Below are 20792 nucleotides of genomic sequence, written 5' to 3'. Positions count from 1 at the left end.
TCCTCGGTGCAGAAACGATCCACCCGATCAGCACCGGGAGTGTGGTTGAGCCAAGACGTCGAACCCGCGGCATCGCCACAGCCGGTGGCCGCTCGGCCACCCTCGGCGACACGCCGGGTACGAGCGCGCCTGGCCAGGCGCATCACCGCGCAGCGCGCCGCACCGGTGAAACAGGTGCTGGAGCCGCTCGCGGCGGTGCACCGCGAGCTGCACCCCAAGGCCGATCTCGGCCTGCTCCAGTTCGCCTACGACGTGGCCGAGGAGAAACACCGCAGCCAGCGTCGCAAGTCGGGCGACCCGTACATCACGCACCCGCTGGCCGTGGCCACCATCCTGGCCGAGCTGGGCATGGACACCACCACGCTGGTGGCCGCGCTGCTGCACGACACCGTCGAGGACACCGACTACTCGCTCGAGCTGCTCAGCGAGGACTTCGGCGACGAGGTCGCGCACCTGGTCGACGGCGTCACCAAGCTGGACAAGGTCAAGCTGGGCGCGGCGGCCGAAGCCGAGACCATCCGCAAGATGGTCATCGCCATGGCCCGCGACCCCCGGGTGCTGGTGATCAAGCTGGCCGACCGGCTGCACAACATGCGCACCATGCGCTTCCTGCCGCCGGAGAAGCAGGCCCGCAAGGCCCGCGAGACGCTGGAGGTGCTGGCCCCGCTGGCCCACCGGCTGGGCATGGCCACCGTCAAGTGGGAGCTGGAGGACCTGGCCTTCGCCATCCTGCAGCCCAAGAAGTACGACGAGATCGTGCGGCTGGTGGCCAACCGGGCCCCGTCCCGCGACACCTACCTGCGCAAGGTGCTCGACGAGCTGCACAGCCAGCTGGAGGCCTCGCGCATCAACGCCAACGTCGCCGGCCGGCCCAAGCACTACTACTCGATCAACCAGAAGATGATCGTCCGGGGCCGCGACTTCGACGACATCCACGACCTGGTCGGCGTGCGCATCATGGTCGACGACGTGCGCGACTGCTACGCCGCCATGGGCGTGGTGCACGCGCTGTGGCAGCCGATGCCCGGCCGGTTCAAGGACTACATCGCCCAGCCCCGGTTCGGCGTGTACCAGTCGCTGCACACCACCGTGATCGGGCCGGACGGCAAGCCGCTCGAGGTGCAGATCCGCACCCACGAGATGCACCGCACCGCCGAGTACGGCATCGCCGCGCACTGGCGGTACAAGGAGACCAAGGGCACGCACTCCGGCCGCGGCGTCGAGGTCGACGAGATGGCCTGGATGCGCCAGCTGCTGGACTGGCAGCGGGAGGCCGCCGACCCGGGCGAGTTCCTGGAGGCGCTGCGCTACGACCTGGCCGCCCGCGAGATCTTCGTGTTCACGCCCAAGGGCGACGTGGAGACGCTGCCGGCCGGCTCCACCCCCGTCGACTTCGCCTACGCCGTGCACACCGAGGTCGGCAACCGCTGCATCGGCGCGCGGGTCAACGGCCGGCTGGTGGCGCTGGAGCGCAAGCTGGAGAACGGCGAGGTCGTCGAGATCTTCACCTCGAAGGCCGAGGGCGCCGGGCCGAGCCGGGACTGGCTGGGTTTCGCCGCCTCGCCGCGGGCCCGGGCCAAGATCAAGCAGTGGTTCGCCAAGGAACGGCGTGAGGAGGCGATCGAGAACGGCAAGGAGTCGATCGCCAAGGAGGTGCGCCGGGTCGGGCTGCCGATCCAGCGGCTGGTCACCGCCGACTCGATGGCCGCGCTGACCAAGGAGCTGCGGCTACCCGACGTCAGCGCCCTGTACCGGGCCGTCGGCGAGGGGCAGGTCTCCGGCCGGCACCTGGTCCAGCGGCTGGTGGCGCTGCTCGGCGGGGTGGATCACGCCGAGGAGGAGCTGGCCGAGCGCTCCACCCCGTCCACCGCCGTCCGGCGGCGTGCCCCCGGCGACCCGGGTGTGGTCGTCAAGGACGCCAGCGACGTGTGGGTGAAGCTGGCCCGCTGCTGCACCCCGGTGCCCGGCGACGACATCATGGGCTTCGTGACCCGGGGCGGCGGCGTCTCCGTGCACCGCACCGACTGCACCAACGCCAGCGAGCTGCTCGCCTCGCCGGAGCGGCTGGTCGACGTGGAGTGGGCCCCGAACTCCTCCTCGCTGTTCCTGGTGGCCATCCAGGTGGAGGCGCTGGACCGGCACCGCCTGCTGTCCGACATCACCAAGGTGCTGGCCGACGAGAAGGTCAACATCCTGTCGGCCTCGGTGACCACGTCCAAGGACCGGGTCGCGGTCAGCCGCTTCTCGTTCGAGATGGGCGACCCCAAGCACCTGGGCCACGTGCTCAAGGTCGTCCGCAGCGTCGAGGGCGTCTACGACGTCTACCGCGTCACCTCCGCCTCCTGACCCGAGGCCCTTTTTCACTGCATCCAGTGACAGGAAGGGGGCTTTCCTACACTCGGAGTGTAGGAAAGCCCCCTTCCTGTCAGGGGGGTGACGTGGGCGGGGGCGGGGGGTGGGGGATGGGGTGGGGGCGCGTGAGCGGGGCCCCGGGGAGGGATTCCCGGGGCCCCGCTTCTTGTGCGTCAGGGTTAGGCCGCGACCTGGGCCTTGGTGATGGTGACCTTCTTGTTGGGGTGGCCACCGCCGGCGCTGCTGTCGTAGGCGCCGTCGTCACCGGCCTTGGCGATGTCGTCGATCACCTTGAGGCCGGCATCGGAGATGGTGCCGAAGACGGTGTAGCTGGGGTCCAGCTGGGCGTCGCCGTAGACCAGGAAGAACTGGCTGCCGTTGGTGTTCGGGCCCGAGTTGGCCATGGCCAGGTAGCCGCGGCCGTACTTGATCGAGTCCCAGACCTCGTCGTCGAACTTGTAGCCGGGGCCGCCGGTGCCGTCGCCCTTGGGGTCGCCGCACTGGAGCATCTGCAGGCCGGAGGTGCTCAGCCGGTGGCAGCTGGTGTTGTCGTAGTAGCCCTGGCCGGACAGGCTCAGGAAGCTGTTCACCGCGCACGGCGCGAGCGAGCGGTCCAGGGTCAGCGGGATGTCGCCGTCGTTGGTCTTCAGCGTCACCGTCACGGTGCCCTGGGTGGAGATGTTGCTGCCGTTGGGCAGGTTGTTGGCCTTGGCCGCGTCGCCGTCCTTGGTGTACGTGCAGTTCACCGTGGCGGCCAGCGGCGTGGGCCGCTTGGGCGCGGGGGCCAGCGCGGTCGGGATGGTGATCGGCGTCGACGAGGTCGGCGTCGGCGTGGTGGACGCCGCGGCGGCGTCGGAGCTCGCGCCGGGGCTGGTCACCAGCCACCACACGCCGCCGGCCACCAGCACGACTACCACGGCCGTCACGGAAATGCTGGTGATGCGGCGCCTGCGGGCCCGCTGAGCTCGACGAACGAGCTGCCGCTCCAACTTCCGCTTCGCGGCCTCGCGGCGCTGTTCGTTGCTCGGCACCTGCCATCTCCCCGTGGTCGTGCTGACAAGACTGCCGCGAGTGTAGGACGACGGGGTGTGACCGCTGTGTGGTGGTCCCCGCCCGGTAGGCTTGCCGGGTCGATTCGCCCCCGGATGGAGGTTCCGCCCGTGCTTGTCGTCGGGTTCCCGGCCGGCGCCCTCCAGGCCAACTGCTATCTGCTCGCGGCCGGCGAGGGTGAGCCCTGCGTGATCGTCGACCCCGGCCAGGACGCCGAGGAGGGGGTCGCGCAGGCGCTGCGCAAGCACCGGCTGTCACCGGTGGCGGTGCTGCTCACCCACGGCCATTTCGACCACTGCTTCTCGGTCACGCCGGTGTGCGACGGCAACGACGTCCCGGCCTGGATCCACCCGGACGACCGGGACCTGCTGTCCGACCCGCTCAAGGGCGTGAGCCAGGAGTCGGCCGCGTTCTTCGGCGGCCGGCTGGAGATGCGCGAGCCGTCCGAGGTCCGCGAGCTGGCCGACGGCGCGACGCTGGACCTGGCCGGCCTGAGCCTGCTGGTCGACCACACGCCCGGCCACACCGGCGGCTCGGTGATGTTCCGCGCCGGCACCGAGCAGGGCGGCCGGCTGGTGCTGTCCGGGGACACGTTGTTCGCCGGCTCGATCGGCCGCACCGACCTGCCCGGCGGCGATCACTCGGCGATGCTGAACTCGTTGCGGCACAAGGTGTTGCCGCTGCCCGACGACACCGTCGTGCTGCCCGGGCACGGGGGCAGCAGCACCATCGGCCGCGAGCGCGCCGGCAATCCGTTCCTGCTCGGCCTGGGCTCGGACCGCCCGGCCGCCCCGCGAACGGGGATGTGAGGCGTGGCCGAGCGTGTCCCGCTTGACCTGATCGACCCGGCGGCGCTGCGCAAGCGGGCCCGGCTGGTGGTGGTCGCGGCGCTGGTGCTGGGCCTGGTGATCGGCCAGGTGGTGGCCCTGCTCGGCGGGTTCGTCGCCGGCGGGATCACCGCGGTGGTGGTCGCCGTGCCGCTGATCCTGCTGGCCCTGGTGGAGGCCCGCCGACGCGTGTGGCTGGAGGGCCACCGGGTGTCGGTGCGGGCGCTGGGGGCCCGGACCGTGGACCTGCACGGCCTGACCGGCCTGGACCTGATGGTCACGGACGTGCGCGGCACCCGCACCATCGGGCTGCTGATCACCGGCGCGCCCAAGGGCCGCACCATCAACGTCGCGCTGGCCACCTACGCGGCGGCCGGCGGCCGCGAGCTGGGCGTGCTGGCGCTGCGCAAGCTGGCCGACGGCCTGTCCGGCGCCGGCGACCCCGGGGCGCTGGTGTTCGCCGAGCTGCTGGTGGCCCAGCTGCGGGCCGAGGCCCGCGGCGAGGACATGGGCGGCCGGCCGCTATATCAGTTGGCCGGGGCCGTGCCGGCCGGCAAGCTGGCCCAACGACTCAAGACCGACACCGTGACCAGTTTCGTGGCCACGCTCGACTCGTAACCGATATTGAGGACCGCAAGGTGAAGATGGACAACAGCCCCGCCCGGGGCACCCGTGACCTGCTCCCGTCGGCCGTGGCCACCCGTGACCACGTGCTCGCGACGATCACGGACGTCTATCATCGGTTCGGCTTCCAGCGCATCGAGACGCCCGCGCTGGAGGACATCAACCGGCTCACCGGCGGCCAGGGCGGCGAGAACGAGAAGCTGCTGTTCCAGATCCTGCGCCGGGGCCTGCCGCCGGTCGTCGAGGCCGACACCCCGCTGGCCGACCTGATCGACTTCGGGCTGCGCTTCGACCTCACGGTGCCGCTGACCCGGTTCTACGGCAACAACCAGGCCGCGCTGCCGACGCCGTTCCGGTCCTTCCAGTTCGGGCCGGTGTGGCGGGCCGAGCGGCCGGCCAAGGGGCGCTACCGCCAGTTCTACCAGTGCGACATCGACGTGATCGGCGAGGCGTCGGTGCTGGCCGAGGTGGAGCTGATCGAGGCCACCACGGAGGCGTTGGCCGCGGTCGGCCTGTCCGGCACCACGGTGCGGCTGTCCGACCGTCGGTACCTGTCCGCGCTGGCCGCCGCGGTCGGCCTGGAGGAATCGGCGTGGTCGACGTTCTTCATCGGGCTGGACAAGCTGGACAAGATCGGCTGGGACGGGGTGCGGGCCGAGCTGGTCGGCCGGGACCTGCCGGCGGCCGCGGTGGACGCGGCCCGGGAACGCATCGAGTCGCTGACCGGGCTGGCCGCCGACAAGGTCGCCGACACGCTGGCCGACGTGGTGCCGGCGCTGGCCGAGGACGTCGTGGCCGACCTGGGCACGGTGGCCGGCTGCCTGGACGAGCTGCCCGGGCTGACCTGGGAGTTCGACCCGACCCTGGTGCGCGGCATGGGTTACTACACCGGGCAGATCTTCGAGGTCGGGCACCCGTCGGTGTCGTACTCGCTGGCCGGCGGCGGCCGCTACGACAAGCTGATCGGCCGTTCGCTGGGCAAGGACGTGCCGGCCTGCGGCTTCTCCATCGGCTTCGAGCGCATCGTCGACATGCTGGGCGAGCTGCCTCGCAAGGACAGCGTCGCCGTGCTGTTCGAGTCGGACGTCCCGCTGGCCACCGTGTTCCGGGTGGCCCGCGAGGTCCGTTCCGGCGGTCGCACCGCCGCCGTGCAGCCGCGATCCGGCAAGTTCGGCGCGCAGCTGGGTCGGTTGGAGGCCGCCGGCTACACCTCGCTGATCCACCTCAAGGCCGACACCGTGGAGCCGGAGGAGCGCCCGCTCGGCAAGTGAGCTAGTCCTCGGCGTTGACGTCCGGGGGCCGGCGCACCGGCCGGTTGCGCAGCTCCGGCGGCGCGGACGGGTGGCCGCCCGGCAGCTCGGGCGGGGGCGGCAGCCGCCGGGCCTGACCCGGTGGCTGCTGCCGTCGCGGCGGCAGTTGTCCCCGTCGCGGCGCGAGCTGGGTGTGCTGCTCGGGTGGCTGGCGGCGGGGCATCGCACCGGCTGGGTTCCGGGGTCGAGGCCGTACGGCTTCGAACTGCTCGGTGGGCATGTCGTCGGGGTTGACGCGCTTGGGGCGTGCCGGCGGTTCGGGCTCTTTGGCCTTGGCGGGCTCGGGGACCTCGGGTTCGGCGACCGCCGGCTCCTCGATCGTCTCCTGCCGGGCGATCATCGCCGCGAGCAAGGTCGTGATCGGCACCGATGCGACCAGTCCGATGCTGCCGACCAGGGTCCGCACCAGCTCCTGGGCCACGGTCTCGGCCGTCAGCACGTCGGTCAGGCCGCGGCCGCTCGCGGCGTAGGCCAGCAGCAGCGGCAGGGCGGCGCCGGCGTAGGCCATCACCAGGGTGTTGACCGAGGACGACATGTGGTCGCGGCCGATGCGCAGGCCGGCGGCGTACAGCTCGCGCCAGCTCAGCTTGGGGTTGGCCCGCCGCAACTCCCACACCGCGCTGGTCTGCGTGACGGTGACGTCGTCGAGCACACCGACCGAGCCGATGACGATGCCGGCCAGCAGCAGGCCCCGGGCGTCGATGCCGTGGCCGAGCACGGTGATCAGGTTGGCGGTGTCCTCGTCGAGGCCGGTCAGGTTGCCCACCACCGAGAACAGCCAGCCCAGCACCCCGATCAGGCCCAGGCTGGCCAGCGTGCCCACCACCGCCGTCGAGGTCCGCGCCGACAGCCCGTGGGTCAGGTACAGCACCATGAACATGATCACCGCCGCGCCGACCACGCCGACCGACAGCGGATCCTTGCCGGCCAGCATCGCCGGCAGCACAAAGAGCACGACCACCACGAACGTCAGCACCAGCGCGCCCAGGGCCTTCAGCCCCTGCATGCGTCCCAGGATCAGCACCGCTGCCGCGAACAGCACTCCCAGCAGCGCCAACGGAAATCCGCGCTGGTAGTCCAGCAGCTGGTAGGAGGTCGGGTCGTTCGGGTCCGCCCCGTTGTAGCCCAGCACCACCTTGTCGCCCACGCTGAACCGGGGCGTGGACGGCTCGATCGGCATCGGCTCGGTGATGGTCTGCTGGTTGTCGAGCTGGACGGTCACCGCCTCGCACTGCGCCCCGCCGCCGCCGGTTGAACCCCCGCCGGCCGCCCCGCCCGCGGTGTTTCCCCCGCCGCAGTCGTTGGCCGCCACCTTGGTGACCACGCCGTGCTCGGTGATCGTCGGCCCGTCCACCCCGGCATTGGCCGCCGTCGCGTGCCCGCCCCATGGGTACAGCACCACCAGGCCGACCACGGTCAACGCCATCAGCGGCAGCAGCAGGCCGATGACCAGCTTGCGCACCCGGGCCGAGGCCGGTGCCGCCGGTCCGTGGCTGTGCCCGTGCCCGTGGCTCACCACCACATCCTGACCGGTGCCGGGACCGGCCGTGTCACCGGGGACCGGCTCCGGGGTTCCCTTTGCCATGCCGTGGCTGACTCCGGGCCGCCCCTTTGGGTTGCTCCGAACGCCGCAGCCGCTACTTCTTGGCCGGTTTGGCGCCGGCCTCCTTGACGATCCCGTCGCCCTGGGCCACGGAGTCCCACAGGTCGCGGTCGACCCGCACCTTGCGGGCCCGGCCGGTGGACAGCCGCACCGTGAGGTAGCGGTACAGGTTCGCGCCGTCGGTCATCCCGCGCGACTTCTCGAGGACAACGCCTTCCCACGCCTGAGCTCGCTTCTTGGTGAACATGTCACCAGTCTGGTTGCTGACCAGGGCCGATCGCATCGACCGCGCGGGCAGACCGAGATCCACCACCTGGTTGATGCGGCGGCCCACCGCACGTGCAAGCTGGCCCGATGGACATGGACGACGTCGCCGCCCGGTTGACCAGCCGCTACGGGCCTGAGGCCGCGGGCTGGCTGGCCGAGGTCCCGACGGTCGCCGAGCGGCTGGCCGCCCGGTGGAATCTGGTGCTGGGGGAGCTGTTCGAGAGCGGCGCGTCCTCGGTGATCATGCGCTGCCAATGGCCGGACGGGACGCCCGCGGTGCTCAAGTTCAGCCCGGATCGGGAGTTGTTGGCCAAACAGGCGGAAATGCTCGGATTGTTCACGCCGACCGGTCGCGTGCCGGCGGTCCTGGCCGCCGACGTCGAGGCCGGGGTGATGGTGCTGGAGGAGATCCGGCCCGGCGCCGAGGCCGGGGATCTGCCCCAGGAATCGCTGCCGGAACAGTGGGGCGAGCTGCTCAAGGCCCTGCATGCCGTGACGCCGCCGGGGGAGTGGCCGCTGCGTCTGCGTGGACGGCTGGAGGAGGCTTTCGCCCGGATCGGTCGCCGGCTGGCGGACCCGGTCATCAGCGCCCGGCTCGACCAGACGACGTGGCAACGGGCATACCGGCGTTGCGAGGCGTTGCTGGACAGCCAGTCCCGAACCGTGTTGCTGCACGGGGATCTTCACCTCGGCAACGTCCTCGACGGCGGTCCGACGCGGGGTTTGGTGGCGATCGATCCCAAGGCGTGCATCGGCGATCCGTGTTTCGACGCCGTCGACTACGTCGTTGCCGCCGCCGGGCTGGACGGCGTCGAGGCCCGCTGCCAGCGCGTGGCGAATGCGTGCGGACTCGACGGAGATCGGCTTTACGCGTGGGCGCGGGTGATCGCGCCGATGTTCGTCATCTCGCACCTGACCTATGACGGTCCGGCGGCGGCGGTGGAGGAGTTGCTGGCCCTGGTCGCCTGAGCCGCGCCGGGGCCGGGCAGGACGTCGACGTCGTTGGCGTGCATGGACTCTCCACAGTGGACACAGCGCAGGTCGACCCGGCTGATCTCGCCGCAGGTGTGATGGCGGTAGAGCACGGGCGGGCCGGCCTCGCCGGCGAGCCACCGGTCGCCCCAGCCGGCCATGACCATGAGCAGGTCGACCAGTTCGGTGCCGCGTTCGGTCAGGACGTACTCGTGGCGCGGCCGGCGGTCGTAGGGCCTGCGGTCGAGCACCTGGTGGTCGACGAGGTGGTTCAGCCGCTCGGTCAGCACCTTGCGGGAGATGCCGAGATCGGCCTGGAGGTCGTCGAACCGGTTGATGCCGACCCACACGTCCCGCAGGATCAGCGGCGACCACGGCTCCCCGATGACGTCCAGCGTCCGGGCGATCGAGCAGACCATCTTGCTGTAGTCGGTGCGCTGCATGGGCCCAGTCTAGCAATCGGGGTTCCCTCAGGGAACTCCACCTGCTACGGTCATGGAGTCTCTTGAAGGAACTCAAAGGAGGGTCGGGATGGGCAAGGTGTTCACCGCGCTGGCGGTCTCGGTCGACGGCTACATCACCGGCCGCGAGCCCGGCCCCGGTCGCGGGCTCGGCGACGGCGGGGCGCTGTTCGACTGGTACTTCGACGGCGACACGCCCAGTCAGGTGTTCGACGGCTTCACGCTGAGCGAGCCCAGCGCCCGCGTTTTCGACGCCCTCGCCGGCCGGGTCGGCGCGATCGTGGCCGGCCGCAACACCTTTGAGGACTCCGACCACTTCGGCGGCGGCGGTCCGCACCCCGACGCCCGGCTGGTCGTCCTCAGCCACCGGCCCGCCCCGGAGATCACCGACCGGCAGATCCTGGTCACCACGGGCATCGAGGACGCGATCGCGACGGCCCAGGAAGTCGCCGGCGGAAAGGATGTCGGCCTCATGGGCGGCGGCGTGGTCACCGCGGCGATCGCCGCCGGACTGGTCGACGAGGTTGTCCTGCACCAGGTGCCGATCCTGCTCGGCGGCGGCCGTCCGTTCTTCCGGGCCCTGCCCGAACACGTGCGCCTGCGCCTGATCGACGCCGTCGTGGCCCCCGGCGTCACCCACCTGCACTACGAAATCCAGCGCTGACGCCAGGAGGCGACCATCATGCTCGACCCCGACCTGCGCACCGTGCTCGACGGCAACCCGATCGCCCACCTCGCCACCGTCCTGCCCGACGGCGCGCCCCACTCCGTCCCCGTGTGGATCGGCACGCACGGCGACCGCATCGCCATCATCACCGGCCCGGGCAGCCGCAAGGCGCGCAACCTCCGCCGCGACCCGCGCGTCGCGATTTCCCTTACGCCGCCGGACAATCCGTTCCAGCCGGTGATCATCCGCGGCCGGGTCGCCGAGTGGCTCGACGGCGACGCCGCCTGGGAGATCGTCGACCGGATCGCCACCAAGTACATCGGCGGCCCCTACACGCGCGAGGCCGAGCGGGTCGTCGCCCTCATCGAACCCGACCGGCACCGCATCGGCATGTGACGGCTTTCCCCGGTCCGGCTTGGTGATCCGCCCCGGCCGGGGGAACGCGGTTGACGTCCGATCGAACACGTGTTCGAATGGCGGGGTGCGATGGGACGAGCAACGGGTGGACCGCGACCAGCCGGCCCTGCTGGGACTGTCCGGCCTGATCAGGTCGGTGCGCTCGCCGGAGTTCGCCGGCGTGGTGTTCCACGAGGTGCGGGCCAAGAGCGTGCTCAACCGGGTGCCCGGGGGCTCGCCCATGCCGTTCAGCTGGACGGTCAACCCCTACCGCGGCTGCACGCACGGCTGCGTCTACTGCCTGGACGGGGCCACGCCGATCATGCTGGCCGACGGCAGCACAAAACCGTTGGCACGACTGGAGGTCGGCGACGACATCGTCGGCACCAGCGTGGTCGGCGGGGAACGCCGCTACGTGCGCACGAAGGTGCTGGCCCACTGGACCACCAGCAAGCGGGCCTACCGGATCACCCTGCGCGACGGCACGGAGATCGTGGCCAGCGGCGACCACCGGTTCCTGGCCGCCGACGGCTGGCGGCACGTGGCCGGCGCGATGCGTCCCCACCTGACCGTGGGCACGGAACTGGTCGGCACCGGCAAGTTCGCCTTACCGCCGGAGGAAACCGAGGGCTACCAACGGGGCTACCTGTGCGGCATGGTCCAGTGTGGCATCGGTCCGGGTGGTGGCACGCAAGGCTTCCGGGTGGCGCTGGCCGGGGCCGAGGGCATCGACCGCACCGAGCGCTATCTCTCGGAGTTGGGCACCTCGGCCGTGCCGGAGGACCTTCCGCTGGCGCCGGGGCTGGACTGGCACAAGGGATTGCTGGCCGGGATCTTCGACGCCCGGGGCAGCGTGCGCGACGGCGTGCCGAGGATCTTCACCCGGGACCCCCGGCTGCTGGACGCGATCTGCCTGGCGTTGAAGGAACTCGACTTCGACCACCACATCACCGAGGACCGCCGGGCGGTGGTGCTGACCGCGGATCCGGCCGAGCGGCTGCGCTTCCGCCAGACCGTCGACCCGGCCACGGCCGGCCGGCTGGACGTGCAGGGCGAGCTGGTGCCGGCCGCGAACCAGACCGTGACGGCGATCGAGCGCCTCGACACCCGGCGGCTCTACGACATCACCACCGGCACCGGCGACTTCATCGCCGACGGGATCGTGAGCCACAACTGCTTTGCCCGCAACACCCACACGTACCTGGATCTTGACGCCGGCCACGACTTCGACAGCCAGGTCGTGGTCAAGGTCAACGCCGCCGAGGCGTTGCGGGCCAAGCTGTCCTCGCCGCGCTGGACCCGTGAGCACGTCGCCATGGGCACCAACACCGATCCGTACCAGCGGGCCGAGGGCCGCTACCAGCTGATGCCCGGCATCATCCGGGCGCTGGCCGACTCCGGCACGCCGTTCTCCATCCTGACCAAGGGCACCACCATGGCCCGCGACATCCCGCTGCTGGTCGAGGCGAGCAAACGGGTGCCAGTCGGCCTGGGCGTCTCGATCGCCTTGCTGGACAAGGAGGTCCAGCACACCCTGGAACCCGGCACACCCAGCCCGCAGGCCCGGTTGGAGCTGGTCCGGCGGGTCACCGACGCCGGCCTGCCGTGCGGGGTGTTCATCGCGCCGGTGCTGCCCTGGCTGACCGATTCCCGGGAACGGCTGGACGAGCTGCTCGGCTCGATCGCCGCCGCCGGCGCCACCGGCGTCACCGTGTTGGCCCTGCATCTGCGGCCGGGGGCCCGAGAATGGTTTGCCGGCTGGCTGAAACGGGAACACCCCTCATTGGTCCCTGGCTATCGCCGGCTCTACGGCAACGGCAGCTACGCGGACCGTCGCTACCGGCGCCAGCTCGCAGCCCTGGTGGAACCGTTGGTGCGCAAGCACGGCCTGGCGCCGAAGGTCTCCCGGGACGCCGCCGCCGGCGTTCCCGGCGCGGACCAGGAGGCGACCTGGCCGGCCGGGGCGCTGCCGGTCGACGCGGTGGCCCCTGCCCATCGCGTCGACCTGGAGCAGCTCACCCTGTTGTGAGAACTACGGCTTGCGGCCGATGCCGCCGACGATGCAGTACTGCACCGGGTCCATCGGCTTGATCTGCGGGCCGTCCGGCCACCAGCGCACGCACTCCACCACGCCCGGCTCGACCATCTCCAGGCCGGGGAACATGCCCTCGATCTCGGCCCGGGTGCGGAACACGCCGCTGCCCATCGGGCTGTGCACGAACATGTCCTCCATGCGGCGGGCCAGCTCGTTGTACTCGTCCTGCTCCGGGTCGAAGAAGTGGCTCAGCCCCACGTACGAGCCCGAGGGCAGCGCGTCGATGTAGGTCTGCATGATCTCCTGCGACCGGTCGCCGGTGTAGTGGTGGATGGTGCCCATCTGGAACAGGGCCAGCGGCTCGTTGAAGTCGATGTGCTTGCGCACCACCTCGTCCTGCAGCACCTCTTCGGGGTTGAAGATGTCGGCCGCGCTGAAGTGGGTCTGGTCGTTCTCCTCCAGCAGCGCCCGGCCGTGCGCGATCACCACCGGGTCGTTGTCCACGTAGACGACCTTGGAGTCGGGGTTGAGCCGCTGCGCCACCTGGTGGGTGTTCTCGGCCGTGGGCAGGCCGGAGCCGCAGTCCAGGTACTGGGTGATGTTGGTCTGGCTGGCGATGAACCGGGTCGCGCGGATCAGGAAGTTCCGGTTGTCGATGGCCAGCAGGGCGGCCTCGGGGGCGACCGACTTGACCCGCCGGAACACCTCTCGGTCGACCTCGTAGTTGTCCTTGCCGTTCAGGAACGCGTCGTAGACCCGGGCGATGCTGGCCTTGGTGGTGTCGATGTGGACAGGGGTTTTGGGAACGGGCATCTCCGCCTCGCAGACCGTCTTTGGTGGTTCCGGCAACCGAGCGGGTAAGCCTATTGCTGCGCCAAGGCTGCGGTAAACGGCGGTGCGCTGTCGGTCGGCACCGGCCTCGGTGTACGTTGAGTAGTCGGGATCGCCGGGAAAAGGCCCTGATGGAAGCACCTGGGGAGGGCACCGCGAGCAGGGCGGTTCCGGGTGGCGATGGCGTACGGGAGGAGCCACGATGGGCGCGATTGACCCCACCAATTCATCCGAAAGTGGTAACGGCCGCTCGGTTGATCATGGTGCCGGGCCGACAGCGCGGCGCATCGTGCTCGGCTCCCAGCTGCGCCGGCTGCGCGAGGGCGCGGAGATCACCCGCGCCGACGCCGGCTACGCCATCCGCGGCTCCGAGTCCAAGATCAGCCGACTCGAGCTGGGGCGGGTCAGCTTCAAGGAGCGCGACGTCGCCGACCTGCTCTCGCTGTACGGGGTGGACGACCCCGGCGAGCGCGAGGTCTTCCTGGACATGGTCAAGCGGTCCAATGAGCCCGGCTGGTGGCACCGCTACACCGACCTGATGCCCGACTGGTTCCAGGACTACGTCGGCCTTGAGGAGTCGGCCGCCCGCATCCAGACCTACGAGGCCCAGTTCGTGCCGGGCCTGTTGCAGACCGAGGACTACGCCCGGGCCATCGCCACCCGCGGCCGGCCCGAGGCCGCCGGGGACGTGGTCGAGCGCCGGGTGCGGCTGCGGCTCAAGCGCCAGGAGCTGCTGACCAAGCCCAACGCGCCGCGGCTGTGGGCCGTGCTGGACGAGTCGGTGCTGCACCGGCCGATCGGCGGCAAGGAGATCATGCGGGCCCAGCTCAAGCGGCTGATCGAGTACACCAAGCGCCCCAACATCACCATCCAGGTGGTTCCATTCGACCTGAGCGGGTACGCCGCCGAGGGCTCGTTCACCATGCTGCGCTTCGCCGAGCCCGAGCTGCCCAACCTGGTCTACATCGAGCACCTGACCGGCGCGCTGTATCTGGACAAGAGACAGGAGATCGAGGCCTACAGCCGGGTGGTGGACCGGCTGATGGTCGACGCCGAGACCCCGGAGCGCACCCGGCGCTCGCTGGCCGAGGTGATGGACGCGCTGTAGGAGCGTCACTGTAGGGCTGGGGCCGAAGATCACCCCACCGGCCCAACTTGCCTGTCGCTCATCTGCACGTGCATGTGGCCGTGCTAATGTGACCCAACACTCAGATGCACGTGCAGCTGCAAGCTCGAATGCGAGCACGAAGGGTGGGGAGCATGACCGGCCAGGTCCACGACGCCAAGGCGCCACTGGGGGCGTTGAACGGGCGACTGAGCGTGCGCGGCTGCTCCCGCTGCCCGGCCGGCCCGGCGGTGGCTGGCGCCCGAGCCGAGATCGCGGCCCCGGTGGCCGGCGCGAAGAGATGGCGAGTTCGATGACTTCCACGACTGAGGCACCAGGTTCCACCGACCAGCGGCTCGGCGAGCTGGTGGCCAAGGGATTCCGGTTCATGCACCCCCGCAGCCCCGAGGGGCAGGTCGTCGCCGTCATCGGCGTGCGGGCCCACCACAACGTCATCGACGTGGTCTGGCTGCGGGGCGAGGACGACGTGGTCGCCACCCGCATGCCCGGCGACGAGACCAACTTCCTCACCCCGGCCCGCATCACCTGGCGCTCCGCCGGCACCGCCGGCGAGGTGCTGACCGAGCTGCTCGACCTGCCCGACGACCGCACCCCCAGCTCCCTGCTCCTGCCTCACGCCGTAGCCAGCTAACCCCTTCGCGACCGACGCTTGGAAGGGGGCTTTCCTCCACTCCGAGTGTAGGAAAGCCCCCTTCCAAGCGTGGGGAGCGGTGGGTGAGCGCTTTCCTGGTGTGGGACCCGCTTCGTCGGGCTGGGATGGAATCGGCGTTTTACGATCACCGGGTGACCGCCGTTCGCCGACTCAAGATCGTGGCGACGGCGTTGGCGGTCGCGTTGCTGGCGGCCGAGCTGTGGTACGGGGCGCCGGCGCTGGCCTCGGCGTTGGGGCATCTGCGCACCCCGGACTGGCCGTTGCTGGGCTTGGCGGTGGCGGCCGACCTGGCCTCGATGGGCCTGTTCGCCCGGATGCAGCGGCGGCTGCTGCGCGCGGCCGGGACGGTGGTGCCGATCCAGCGGGCGGTGGCGCTGGCCTACGCGGCGCACTCCCTCAGCGTCACCCTGCCGGGTGGACCGGTGTTCTCGACGGCGTTCAACTTCTCGCAGATGCGGCGGTTCGGGGCCTCGACGGCGGTGGCGTCCTGGGCGGTGGCGGTGAGCGGCACGCTGTCCACGGGCACCCTGATCCTGATCGGTGCGGTCGGCGGCGTGCTCACCCGCGGCGGCCACGGCTGGCTGGCCCTGGTCGGCGATGTGGTGGTGGCGCTCGGGCTGGCGCTGTGCCTGCGCATGGTCGTGCAGCACCCGCACTGGCTGTTGTGGTTGTGCGGCAAGGTGCTCAACGGGTTCGCGCGGGTGACCGGCCGGTCGGTGGAGCGCGGCACACAGCTGGTGTCGGGGGCGGTGCAACAGCTGTCGGTGATCCGGATGTCCACCCGGGACCTGCGAGTGGCGATGGGTTTCGCCGCCGGCAACTGGCTGCTGGACGCGGTCTGCTTCGGCCTGAGCTGCCTGGCCGCCGGGGCGCGGGGGTTGTCGGTGGCGCAGGTGTTCGTGGCCTACACCGCCGGCATGGCCGCGGCCAGCGTGCCGCTGGTGCCGGGCGGCCTCGGCGTCGTCGACGGGGCGCTGACGCTCGGGCTGACCGCCGGCGGCACGCCCGCCGACGACGCCATCGCCGGCGTCATCCTGTACCGGCTGATCAGCCTGGTCCTGGTGATCACTGTGGGGTGGGTGTTGTGGCTGCTGCTCAACCGGCGGCGAGTTCCCGCAGCCGTCGAGCCAGAAACGCTTCCTCCGCCGAGTTTTCCGTGAGCTCGATGGCCCGGCGGTAGGCCTCGGCGGCCTCGGCCGGCCGGCCCAGCCGTCGCAGCAGATCGGCCCGCACTACGTGGAACACGTGGTACGAGGCCAGGTCCAGACCGTCCACAATGGCCAGTGCCGGTTGTGGGCCGTCCAGCTCGGCCACCGCGACCGCTCGATGCAGCGCCACCACCGGCGTGGGCGTGAAATGCAGCAACTGGTCGTACAGCTGGAGAATCTGGCCCCAGTCGGTCGGCGGGTCGCTGTGCACGGCGTTGATCGCCGCCTGGATCTGGTACGGCCCGGGCCGCCGCCAGGCCAGGCACCGCCGCACGATGGCCTGCCCCTCGGCGATCATCGCGGCGTCCCACAGGGACCGGTCCTGTTCGGCCAGCAGCACCAGATCGCCGGTGTCGGTGGTGCGGGCGTCGCGGCGGGACCGCACCAGCAGCATCAGGGCCAGCAATCCCCACACCTCGGGCTCGTCCGGCATCAGTTCGGCCAGCACCCGGGTCAGCCGGATCGCCTCCGCGCACAGGTCGTCCCGGATCGCCCCGTGCCCCTCGGTGAAGATCAGGTACAGCACCGCCAGCACGGCCTTGAGCCGGTCGGGCAGGTCGGCGTCGCGCGGCACCCGGTAGGGGATGCCGGCGTCGCGGATCTTGGCCTTGGCCCGCACCAGCCGTTGCGCCATGGTCTTCTCCGGCACCAGGAACGCCCGGGCGATCTCCGGGGTGGTCAGGCCGCCCAGCAGACGCAGGGTCAGGGCCACCCGCGCCGCCGGGGCCAGCGCCGGGTGGCAGCAGGTGAAGATCAGCCTCAGCCGCTCGTCCCGCACCGGTCCCTCCTCCGCTGGTTCCTCGGCGGCGTGCAGGAGCGCCGCCTGCGCCTGTTTGTCCGCACGGGACGCCTCGCGGCGCAGGCGGTCGATCGCGGCGTTGCGGGCCGTGGTGATGATCCAGCCGGCCGGGCTCGGCGGGGGGCCGGTCTCCGGCCACTTCCGCACCGCCGTCGCGAACGCCTCCTGGACCGCGTCCTCGGCCACGTCGATGTCGCCGAACACGCGGACCAGCACCGAGACCGCCCGCCCGTACTCCGCCGCGAACACCTGCTCGATGGTCACTGGAACGGGCGGACCTCGACCGGCAGCCGCGTCGCCGCCGCCAGCTTGCGGCCCCATTCCAGCGCCGCGTCCAGGTCCGCGGCCCGCACGATCGCGAAGCCGCCCAGGTGCTCCTTGCCCTCCACGTACGGGCCGTCCGTCATGCCGACCTCGCCGTCGCTCACCCGCACCACGGTCGCCGTGTCCGGCGGGAAAAGGCCCCCGTCGAACACCCACGCCCCGGCCGTCCGCATCTCGTCGTTCACCGCCGCGACGTCGGCCATGATCGGCCCCAACACCTCCGGCTCCGGGATCGGACCGACCGGCTGGTAGATGCTGAGCAGGTAGTTCTTCATGGCGACTGCCTCCTTGAGGTGGGATTGTCACCCTCTACACGAACGCTCCGCACGCCGATCGACACCCGCCGCGACATTCTTCACGGGGTCAGGACGATGCGGCCGTCGACCTCGTGCCGCTCCATCCGCTCGTGCGCGGTCGCCGCGTCGGCGAAGGGCAGCAGTTCGATCTTCGTGTCGGCGTGGCCCCAGGCGACCACGGCCAGCGCGGCCTCGGCGGCGGGCCGGATGGCCTCGGGGTGGGCCGGCAGGTAGGCGCCGGAGTTGAAGCCGGTGACGGTGACGGTGCCGAACCAGACGGCGTTGCTGTCGATCCGGTGATCCCAGTCGCCGCTGGCGTTGCCCACCACCAGCAGCCGGCCGAGCGGCGCGAGCAGGTCGAGGCTGCGCGTGCGGACCGCGCCGCCGACCGGGTCGACGATGATGTCGAACTTCTCGTCCGGCAGTTGGGCGGAGTCGACGAGGGCGTCGTAGGGGAGCGTGGTGGTCCGCTCGCCGCGGACGCTGCCGACTACCCGGGACGCCCCGAGGTGTCGGGCCATGCCAGGGAAAGCGGCCGCGAAACCGCCCAGCGCGCCGTGGATCAGGACGCTCTCGCCGCTGATCATCCGGGCGGCGCGGGTCAGGGCGACGTGGGCCATGATCGCGTTGGGCACGGCGGCGACGGCCAGCGCGGGGTCGATGTCGTGGCCCTCCGTCGACACGACATAGGCCTGGTCCCGGACGTACACCGAGGCGTAGCCGCCGGCCCCGGTGGCCGACAGCGCCACCACGTGCTCGCCGATGGCGAACCCGGTGACCCCTTCGCCGAGCGCTCGCACCGTGCCGGCGACTTCGAGGCCCGGCACGTACGGCGGCTGCGGCAGCCCCTCGCGATCCCGGTACAGCCCCTGCCGGAGGTAGACGTCGATGAGCCCGACCGCCGCGTGCGTGACGTCGATCGCGACCTGCCCCGGGCCCGGGGTCGGATCCGGCAGCTCGGCGACGGTGAGCACGGACGGGTCGCCGAACCTGGTGGCCTGCACGGCTTTCATCATGGGTCCCTTCATAACGCATGTTGATTGCGTTAAATCGACCGTAGCACGCCTCGGCCGTTTAACGCATGTGGCATGCGTTATCCTGTGGACCGTGCAGCAGCGAGCCCGATCCGCCGAGGACAAGGCCCGTCGCGCCGAGGATCTCCTCGTCGCCGCGCAGGCCCTCGCCGCCGAGCTCGGCGGCGCTCGGCACGTCACCCTGGCCGCCGTCACCGAACGCGCCGGGCTGCATCCCTCCGGCGTGCGGCGCTATTTCGCCAGCAAGGAGGAGCTGCTGCTGGAGCTGGCCGAACGCGGCTGGCGCCAGTGGAGCGACGCCGTCCGGACCGCGATCGGCCCCCGCGGCGACCTCGATCCCGGGCAGACGGCCGCCGTCCTCAGCGACACCATCGCCGCGCTACCCCTGTTCTGCGACCTGCTCACGCACGTCCCGCTCAGCCTGGAAGGCGATGTCGACATCGAACGGGCCCGCCGCTACAAGACCAACGCCTTCGCCGCCCACGACGACATCGTGCAGGCCCTCGCCCGGGCCAGCGTCATGACCCGGGAGCAGGTCGGGGCCCTGCTCCCCGCCGCCCTCGCCTTCGCCGCCAACTTCTGGCAGGTCGCCCACCCCACGCCCACCCTCGCCCGGCTGTACGAGCAGGTCCCGCTGTGGGGCCACATCGCCGCCGACTTCGCCCCCCGGCTCAGCCGCCTCCTCGCCGCCACCGCCATCGGCCTCGCCGAAAGCTGACCGAGTCACTCCGTCGGCGGGAGCTGGCCAAGTCCGGTGGTGTTGTTGAGCACGGCGGTGAGATGGCTGAAGCCGGGCAGGCCGGCCCCGCCGGCCTTTTCGTACCGCAACGCGTCGGCCACCCCGATCTTGGAGCCGGCGGGCAGGGAACGGTTCGAGGTCCACATCATTGCCTGCAACTCGGTGTTGTGGACACGGAGAACCGACTCGCGCGGCTTCAGCGGCGGGCGATTCTCCAGGCACCATGTTTCCACCGCGGCCCAGAAGTCGGTCAGCGTCGCCCAGCAGGCCGAGCTGCGCGGGCCGAGGGACTGCACGACCTCTTCCGGCGGCAGGAAGGTCGGTAGGCGATGGGAGACCAGGTTCTGCACCTGCTCGAGAAAGGACATCGCGAATTCATGGGCGGACTCGTCGGACAGCAGCTCCTCGGTGACGGCCAGCACGCGCGCGACGGCGCTCGATCCGGGCCGCATGACCTGGAACGCCACCTCCCGTGAGAGGTCGAGGTCCGCGGCGCCGCGATTCGCGCGGATGCCCGCGGCCTTCGCCAGCCGTCTGCCCGGCGACGGCCGTCGTCCCCAGAGAAATCCCATCGGTGCCCCCCTTTGTGTGTCTACCTCGCGGACACTCTCTCACGGGGCCCGCTCCACAGTGGATCGGCGGATCGGTGTGATAGGACTGGCGCGGTCGGGGGAGCGCGGGAGGAACCGGGGACATGGCGGCCGAGGACGCCCGGGTGCAGGGCCCGGATCCGGTGTCGGTCGGCGAGGTGTGGCGGCGGGAGCTGCCCGGCGTCGACGTCACCAACATCGTGCTGGCCAACGCCGTGCACCGGGTCGCCCAGCTGCTGGAGCAGGACTTCGCCGAGCTGGCCCGGGAGAACGACCTGCTGCCCTCGGAGCTGCGGGTGCTGTTGGCGCTGCGGCGGTCGCCCGGCGAGGCGCTGAGCCCGACCCAGCTGTTCCGGCAGTTGATGATCACGTCGGGCGCGGTCAGCAAGCAGGTGGCCAAGCTGCACGAGCGCGGCCTGGTCGGTCGACGGCTGGATCCGGCGGTGGCGCGCGGCGTGCTGGTGCAACTGGAGCCGGCTGGCCGGGACATCGCGGAACGGGCGGTGCGACGGATGAGCCGCGTGCACGCCGGCCTGGAGGACCTGGACCGGGACAAGGCGAAGGCGGCCGTAGCGGCTCTGCACGACGTGCTCGCCGTGCTCGACCCCTCGATCTCGACGGACTGAACC

The 20792-nt window shown here is 71.2% G+C and carries 23 protein-coding genes; 14 read left to right on the top strand and 9 right to left on the bottom strand.

Going from position 1 to position 20792, the window contains the following annotated elements; all coding sequences use genetic code 11:
- The first annotated feature begins 45 nt into the window (after positions 1–45).
- Complete coding sequence (locus tag ACIG5F_RS35270) at positions 46–2346, top strand: RelA/SpoT family protein (protein ID WP_396524288.1); 2301 nt, start codon at positions 46–48, stop codon at positions 2344–2346.
- 185 nt (positions 2347–2531) lie between these two features.
- On the opposite strand, the gene ACIG5F_RS35265 is transcribed toward ACIG5F_RS35270, so the two are convergent.
- A complete protein-coding gene (locus tag ACIG5F_RS35265) occupies positions 2532–3383 on the bottom strand; it encodes a peptidylprolyl isomerase (RefSeq protein ID WP_396524287.1) in 852 nt (283 codons plus the stop codon).
- 129 nt (positions 3384–3512) lie between these two features.
- On the opposite strand from ACIG5F_RS35265, the gene ACIG5F_RS35260 reads away from it, so the two are divergent.
- The 3 genes from ACIG5F_RS35260 to hisS are packed head-to-tail and all read left to right on the top strand — an operon-like array spanning position 3513 to position 6124.
- Positions 3513–4211, top strand: coding sequence for an MBL fold metallo-hydrolase (locus ACIG5F_RS35260; RefSeq protein ID WP_396524286.1), 699 nt, complete (start codon positions 3513–3515; stop codon positions 4209–4211).
- A gap of 3 nt (positions 4212–4214) precedes the next feature.
- Positions 4215–4847, top strand: coding sequence for a hypothetical protein (locus tag ACIG5F_RS35255; RefSeq protein WP_396524285.1), 633 nt, complete (start codon positions 4215–4217; stop codon positions 4845–4847).
- A gap of 26 nt (positions 4848–4873) precedes the next feature.
- Positions 4874–6124 carry a histidine--tRNA ligase gene (gene hisS, locus ACIG5F_RS35250; RefSeq protein ID WP_396524351.1) on the top strand — a complete coding sequence of 417 codons (1251 nt, stop codon included), beginning with the start codon at positions 4874–4876 and terminating at the stop codon, positions 6122–6124.
- A 1-nt stretch (position 6125) separates the two neighbouring features.
- Here the strand turns inward: hisS and ACIG5F_RS35245 are convergent, their stop codons facing one another.
- Positions 6126–7748 carry a YibE/F family protein gene (locus ACIG5F_RS35245; protein ID WP_396524284.1) on the bottom strand — a complete coding sequence of 541 codons (1623 nt, stop codon included), beginning with the start codon at positions 7746–7748 and terminating at the stop codon, positions 6126–6128.
- 52 nt (positions 7749–7800) lie between these two features.
- Positions 7801–8013 carry a hypothetical protein gene (locus ACIG5F_RS35240; RefSeq protein ID WP_396524283.1) on the bottom strand — a complete coding sequence of 71 codons (213 nt, stop codon included), beginning with the start codon at positions 8011–8013 and terminating at the stop codon, positions 7801–7803.
- A 107-nt stretch (positions 8014–8120) separates the two neighbouring features.
- On the opposite strand from ACIG5F_RS35240, the gene ACIG5F_RS35235 reads away from it, so the two are divergent.
- The gene (locus ACIG5F_RS35235; protein ID WP_396524282.1) at positions 8121–9002 is read left to right on the top strand and encodes an aminoglycoside phosphotransferase family protein; all 882 of its coding nucleotides are present in this window, start codon (positions 8121–8123) and stop codon (positions 9000–9002) included.
- Here ACIG5F_RS35235 and ACIG5F_RS35230 read toward each other — a convergent pair.
- Positions 8951–9448: a winged helix-turn-helix transcriptional regulator gene (locus tag ACIG5F_RS35230; protein ID WP_396524281.1), complete on the bottom strand. Its 498-nt coding sequence runs from the start codon at positions 9446–9448 to the stop codon at positions 8951–8953. The genes ACIG5F_RS35235 and ACIG5F_RS35230 overlap by 52 nt on opposite strands.
- A gap of 88 nt (positions 9449–9536) precedes the next feature.
- Between ACIG5F_RS35230 and ACIG5F_RS35225 the strand changes: the two genes are divergently transcribed.
- The 3 genes from ACIG5F_RS35225 (at position 9537) to ACIG5F_RS35215 (ending at position 12558) form a co-directional block, all read left to right on the top strand.
- A complete protein-coding gene (locus ACIG5F_RS35225; protein ID WP_396524279.1) occupies positions 9537–10130 on the top strand; it encodes a dihydrofolate reductase family protein in 594 nt (197 codons plus the stop codon).
- 18 nt (positions 10131–10148) lie between these two features.
- Positions 10149–10529 (top strand): PPOX class F420-dependent oxidoreductase, encoded by a 381-nt coding sequence (locus ACIG5F_RS35220; protein WP_396524278.1) that lies wholly within the window; start codon positions 10149–10151, stop codon positions 10527–10529.
- An 85-nt stretch (positions 10530–10614) separates the two neighbouring features.
- Positions 10615–12558, top strand: coding sequence for an intein-containing Rv2578c family radical SAM protein (locus ACIG5F_RS35215; RefSeq protein ID WP_396524277.1), 1944 nt, complete (start codon positions 10615–10617; stop codon positions 12556–12558).
- Between the two features lie 3 nt (positions 12559–12561).
- On the opposite strand, the gene ACIG5F_RS35210 is transcribed toward ACIG5F_RS35215, so the two are convergent.
- Entirely contained in the window at positions 12562–13377 is an 816-nt protein-coding gene (locus tag ACIG5F_RS35210; protein WP_396524276.1) for an SAM-dependent methyltransferase, read from the bottom strand.
- Positions 13378–13597: 220 nt separating this feature from the next.
- Here ACIG5F_RS35210 and ACIG5F_RS35205 point away from each other — a divergent pair, with 220 nt between their 5' ends.
- The 4 genes from ACIG5F_RS35205 to ACIG5F_RS35190 all read left to right on the top strand — a co-directional run bounded on the left by ACIG5F_RS35205 (position 13598) and on the right by ACIG5F_RS35190 (position 16333).
- A complete protein-coding gene (locus ACIG5F_RS35205) occupies positions 13598–14503 on the top strand; it encodes a helix-turn-helix domain-containing protein (RefSeq protein WP_396524275.1) in 906 nt (301 codons plus the stop codon).
- Between the two features lie 152 nt (positions 14504–14655).
- The gene (locus ACIG5F_RS35200) at positions 14656–14817 is read left to right on the top strand and encodes a hypothetical protein (protein ID WP_396524274.1); all 162 of its coding nucleotides are present in this window, start codon (positions 14656–14658) and stop codon (positions 14815–14817) included.
- Positions 14814–15152, top strand: coding sequence for a hypothetical protein (locus ACIG5F_RS35195; protein ID WP_396524273.1), 339 nt, complete (start codon positions 14814–14816; stop codon positions 15150–15152). Before ACIG5F_RS35200 ends, ACIG5F_RS35195 begins: the two co-directional genes overlap by 4 nt.
- 152 nt (positions 15153–15304) lie before the next feature.
- Positions 15305–16333 (top strand): YbhN family protein, encoded by a 1029-nt coding sequence (locus ACIG5F_RS35190; protein WP_396524272.1) that lies wholly within the window; start codon positions 15305–15307, stop codon positions 16331–16333.
- On the opposite strand, the gene ACIG5F_RS35185 is transcribed toward ACIG5F_RS35190, so the two are convergent.
- The 3 genes from ACIG5F_RS35185 to ACIG5F_RS35175 all read right to left on the bottom strand — a co-directional run bounded on the left by ACIG5F_RS35185 (position 16269) and on the right by ACIG5F_RS35175 (position 18813).
- Positions 16269–17444, bottom strand: coding sequence for an RNA polymerase sigma factor (locus tag ACIG5F_RS35185; protein WP_396524271.1), 1176 nt, complete (start codon positions 17442–17444; stop codon positions 16269–16271). The two genes, ACIG5F_RS35190 and ACIG5F_RS35185, sit on opposite strands and share 65 nt — an antisense overlap.
- Positions 17441–17779, bottom strand: coding sequence for a YciI family protein (locus tag ACIG5F_RS35180; protein WP_396524270.1), 339 nt, complete (start codon positions 17777–17779; stop codon positions 17441–17443). Before ACIG5F_RS35180 ends, ACIG5F_RS35185 begins: the two co-directional genes overlap by 4 nt.
- 80 nt (positions 17780–17859) lie before the next feature.
- Positions 17860–18813 carry a zinc-binding alcohol dehydrogenase family protein gene (locus ACIG5F_RS35175; RefSeq protein WP_396524269.1) on the bottom strand — a complete coding sequence of 318 codons (954 nt, stop codon included), beginning with the start codon at positions 18811–18813 and terminating at the stop codon, positions 17860–17862.
- A gap of 94 nt (positions 18814–18907) precedes the next feature.
- Here ACIG5F_RS35175 and ACIG5F_RS35170 point away from each other — a divergent pair, with 94 nt between their 5' ends.
- Complete coding sequence (locus tag ACIG5F_RS35170) at positions 18908–19552, top strand: TetR family transcriptional regulator (protein WP_396524268.1); 645 nt, start codon at positions 18908–18910, stop codon at positions 19550–19552.
- Between the two features lie 5 nt (positions 19553–19557).
- Here the strand turns inward: ACIG5F_RS35170 and ACIG5F_RS35165 are convergent, their stop codons facing one another.
- Positions 19558–20145, bottom strand: a complete 588-nt coding sequence (locus ACIG5F_RS35165) for a hypothetical protein (RefSeq protein ID WP_396524267.1) — start codon at positions 20143–20145, stop codon at positions 19558–19560.
- A gap of 122 nt (positions 20146–20267) precedes the next feature.
- On the opposite strand from ACIG5F_RS35165, the gene ACIG5F_RS35160 reads away from it, so the two are divergent.
- Positions 20268–20789 carry a MarR family winged helix-turn-helix transcriptional regulator gene (locus tag ACIG5F_RS35160; RefSeq protein ID WP_396524266.1) on the top strand — a complete coding sequence of 174 codons (522 nt, stop codon included), beginning with the start codon at positions 20268–20270 and terminating at the stop codon, positions 20787–20789.
- Positions 20790–20792: the final 3 nt, after the last annotated feature.

This window comes from Kutzneria sp. NPDC052558, assembly GCF_044547355.1.
GTDB lineage: Bacteria > Actinomycetota > Actinomycetes > Mycobacteriales > Pseudonocardiaceae > Kutzneria.
Note: the sequence above shows the minus strand (reverse complement) of the source record. Positions and strands in the feature narration are given on the sequence as shown.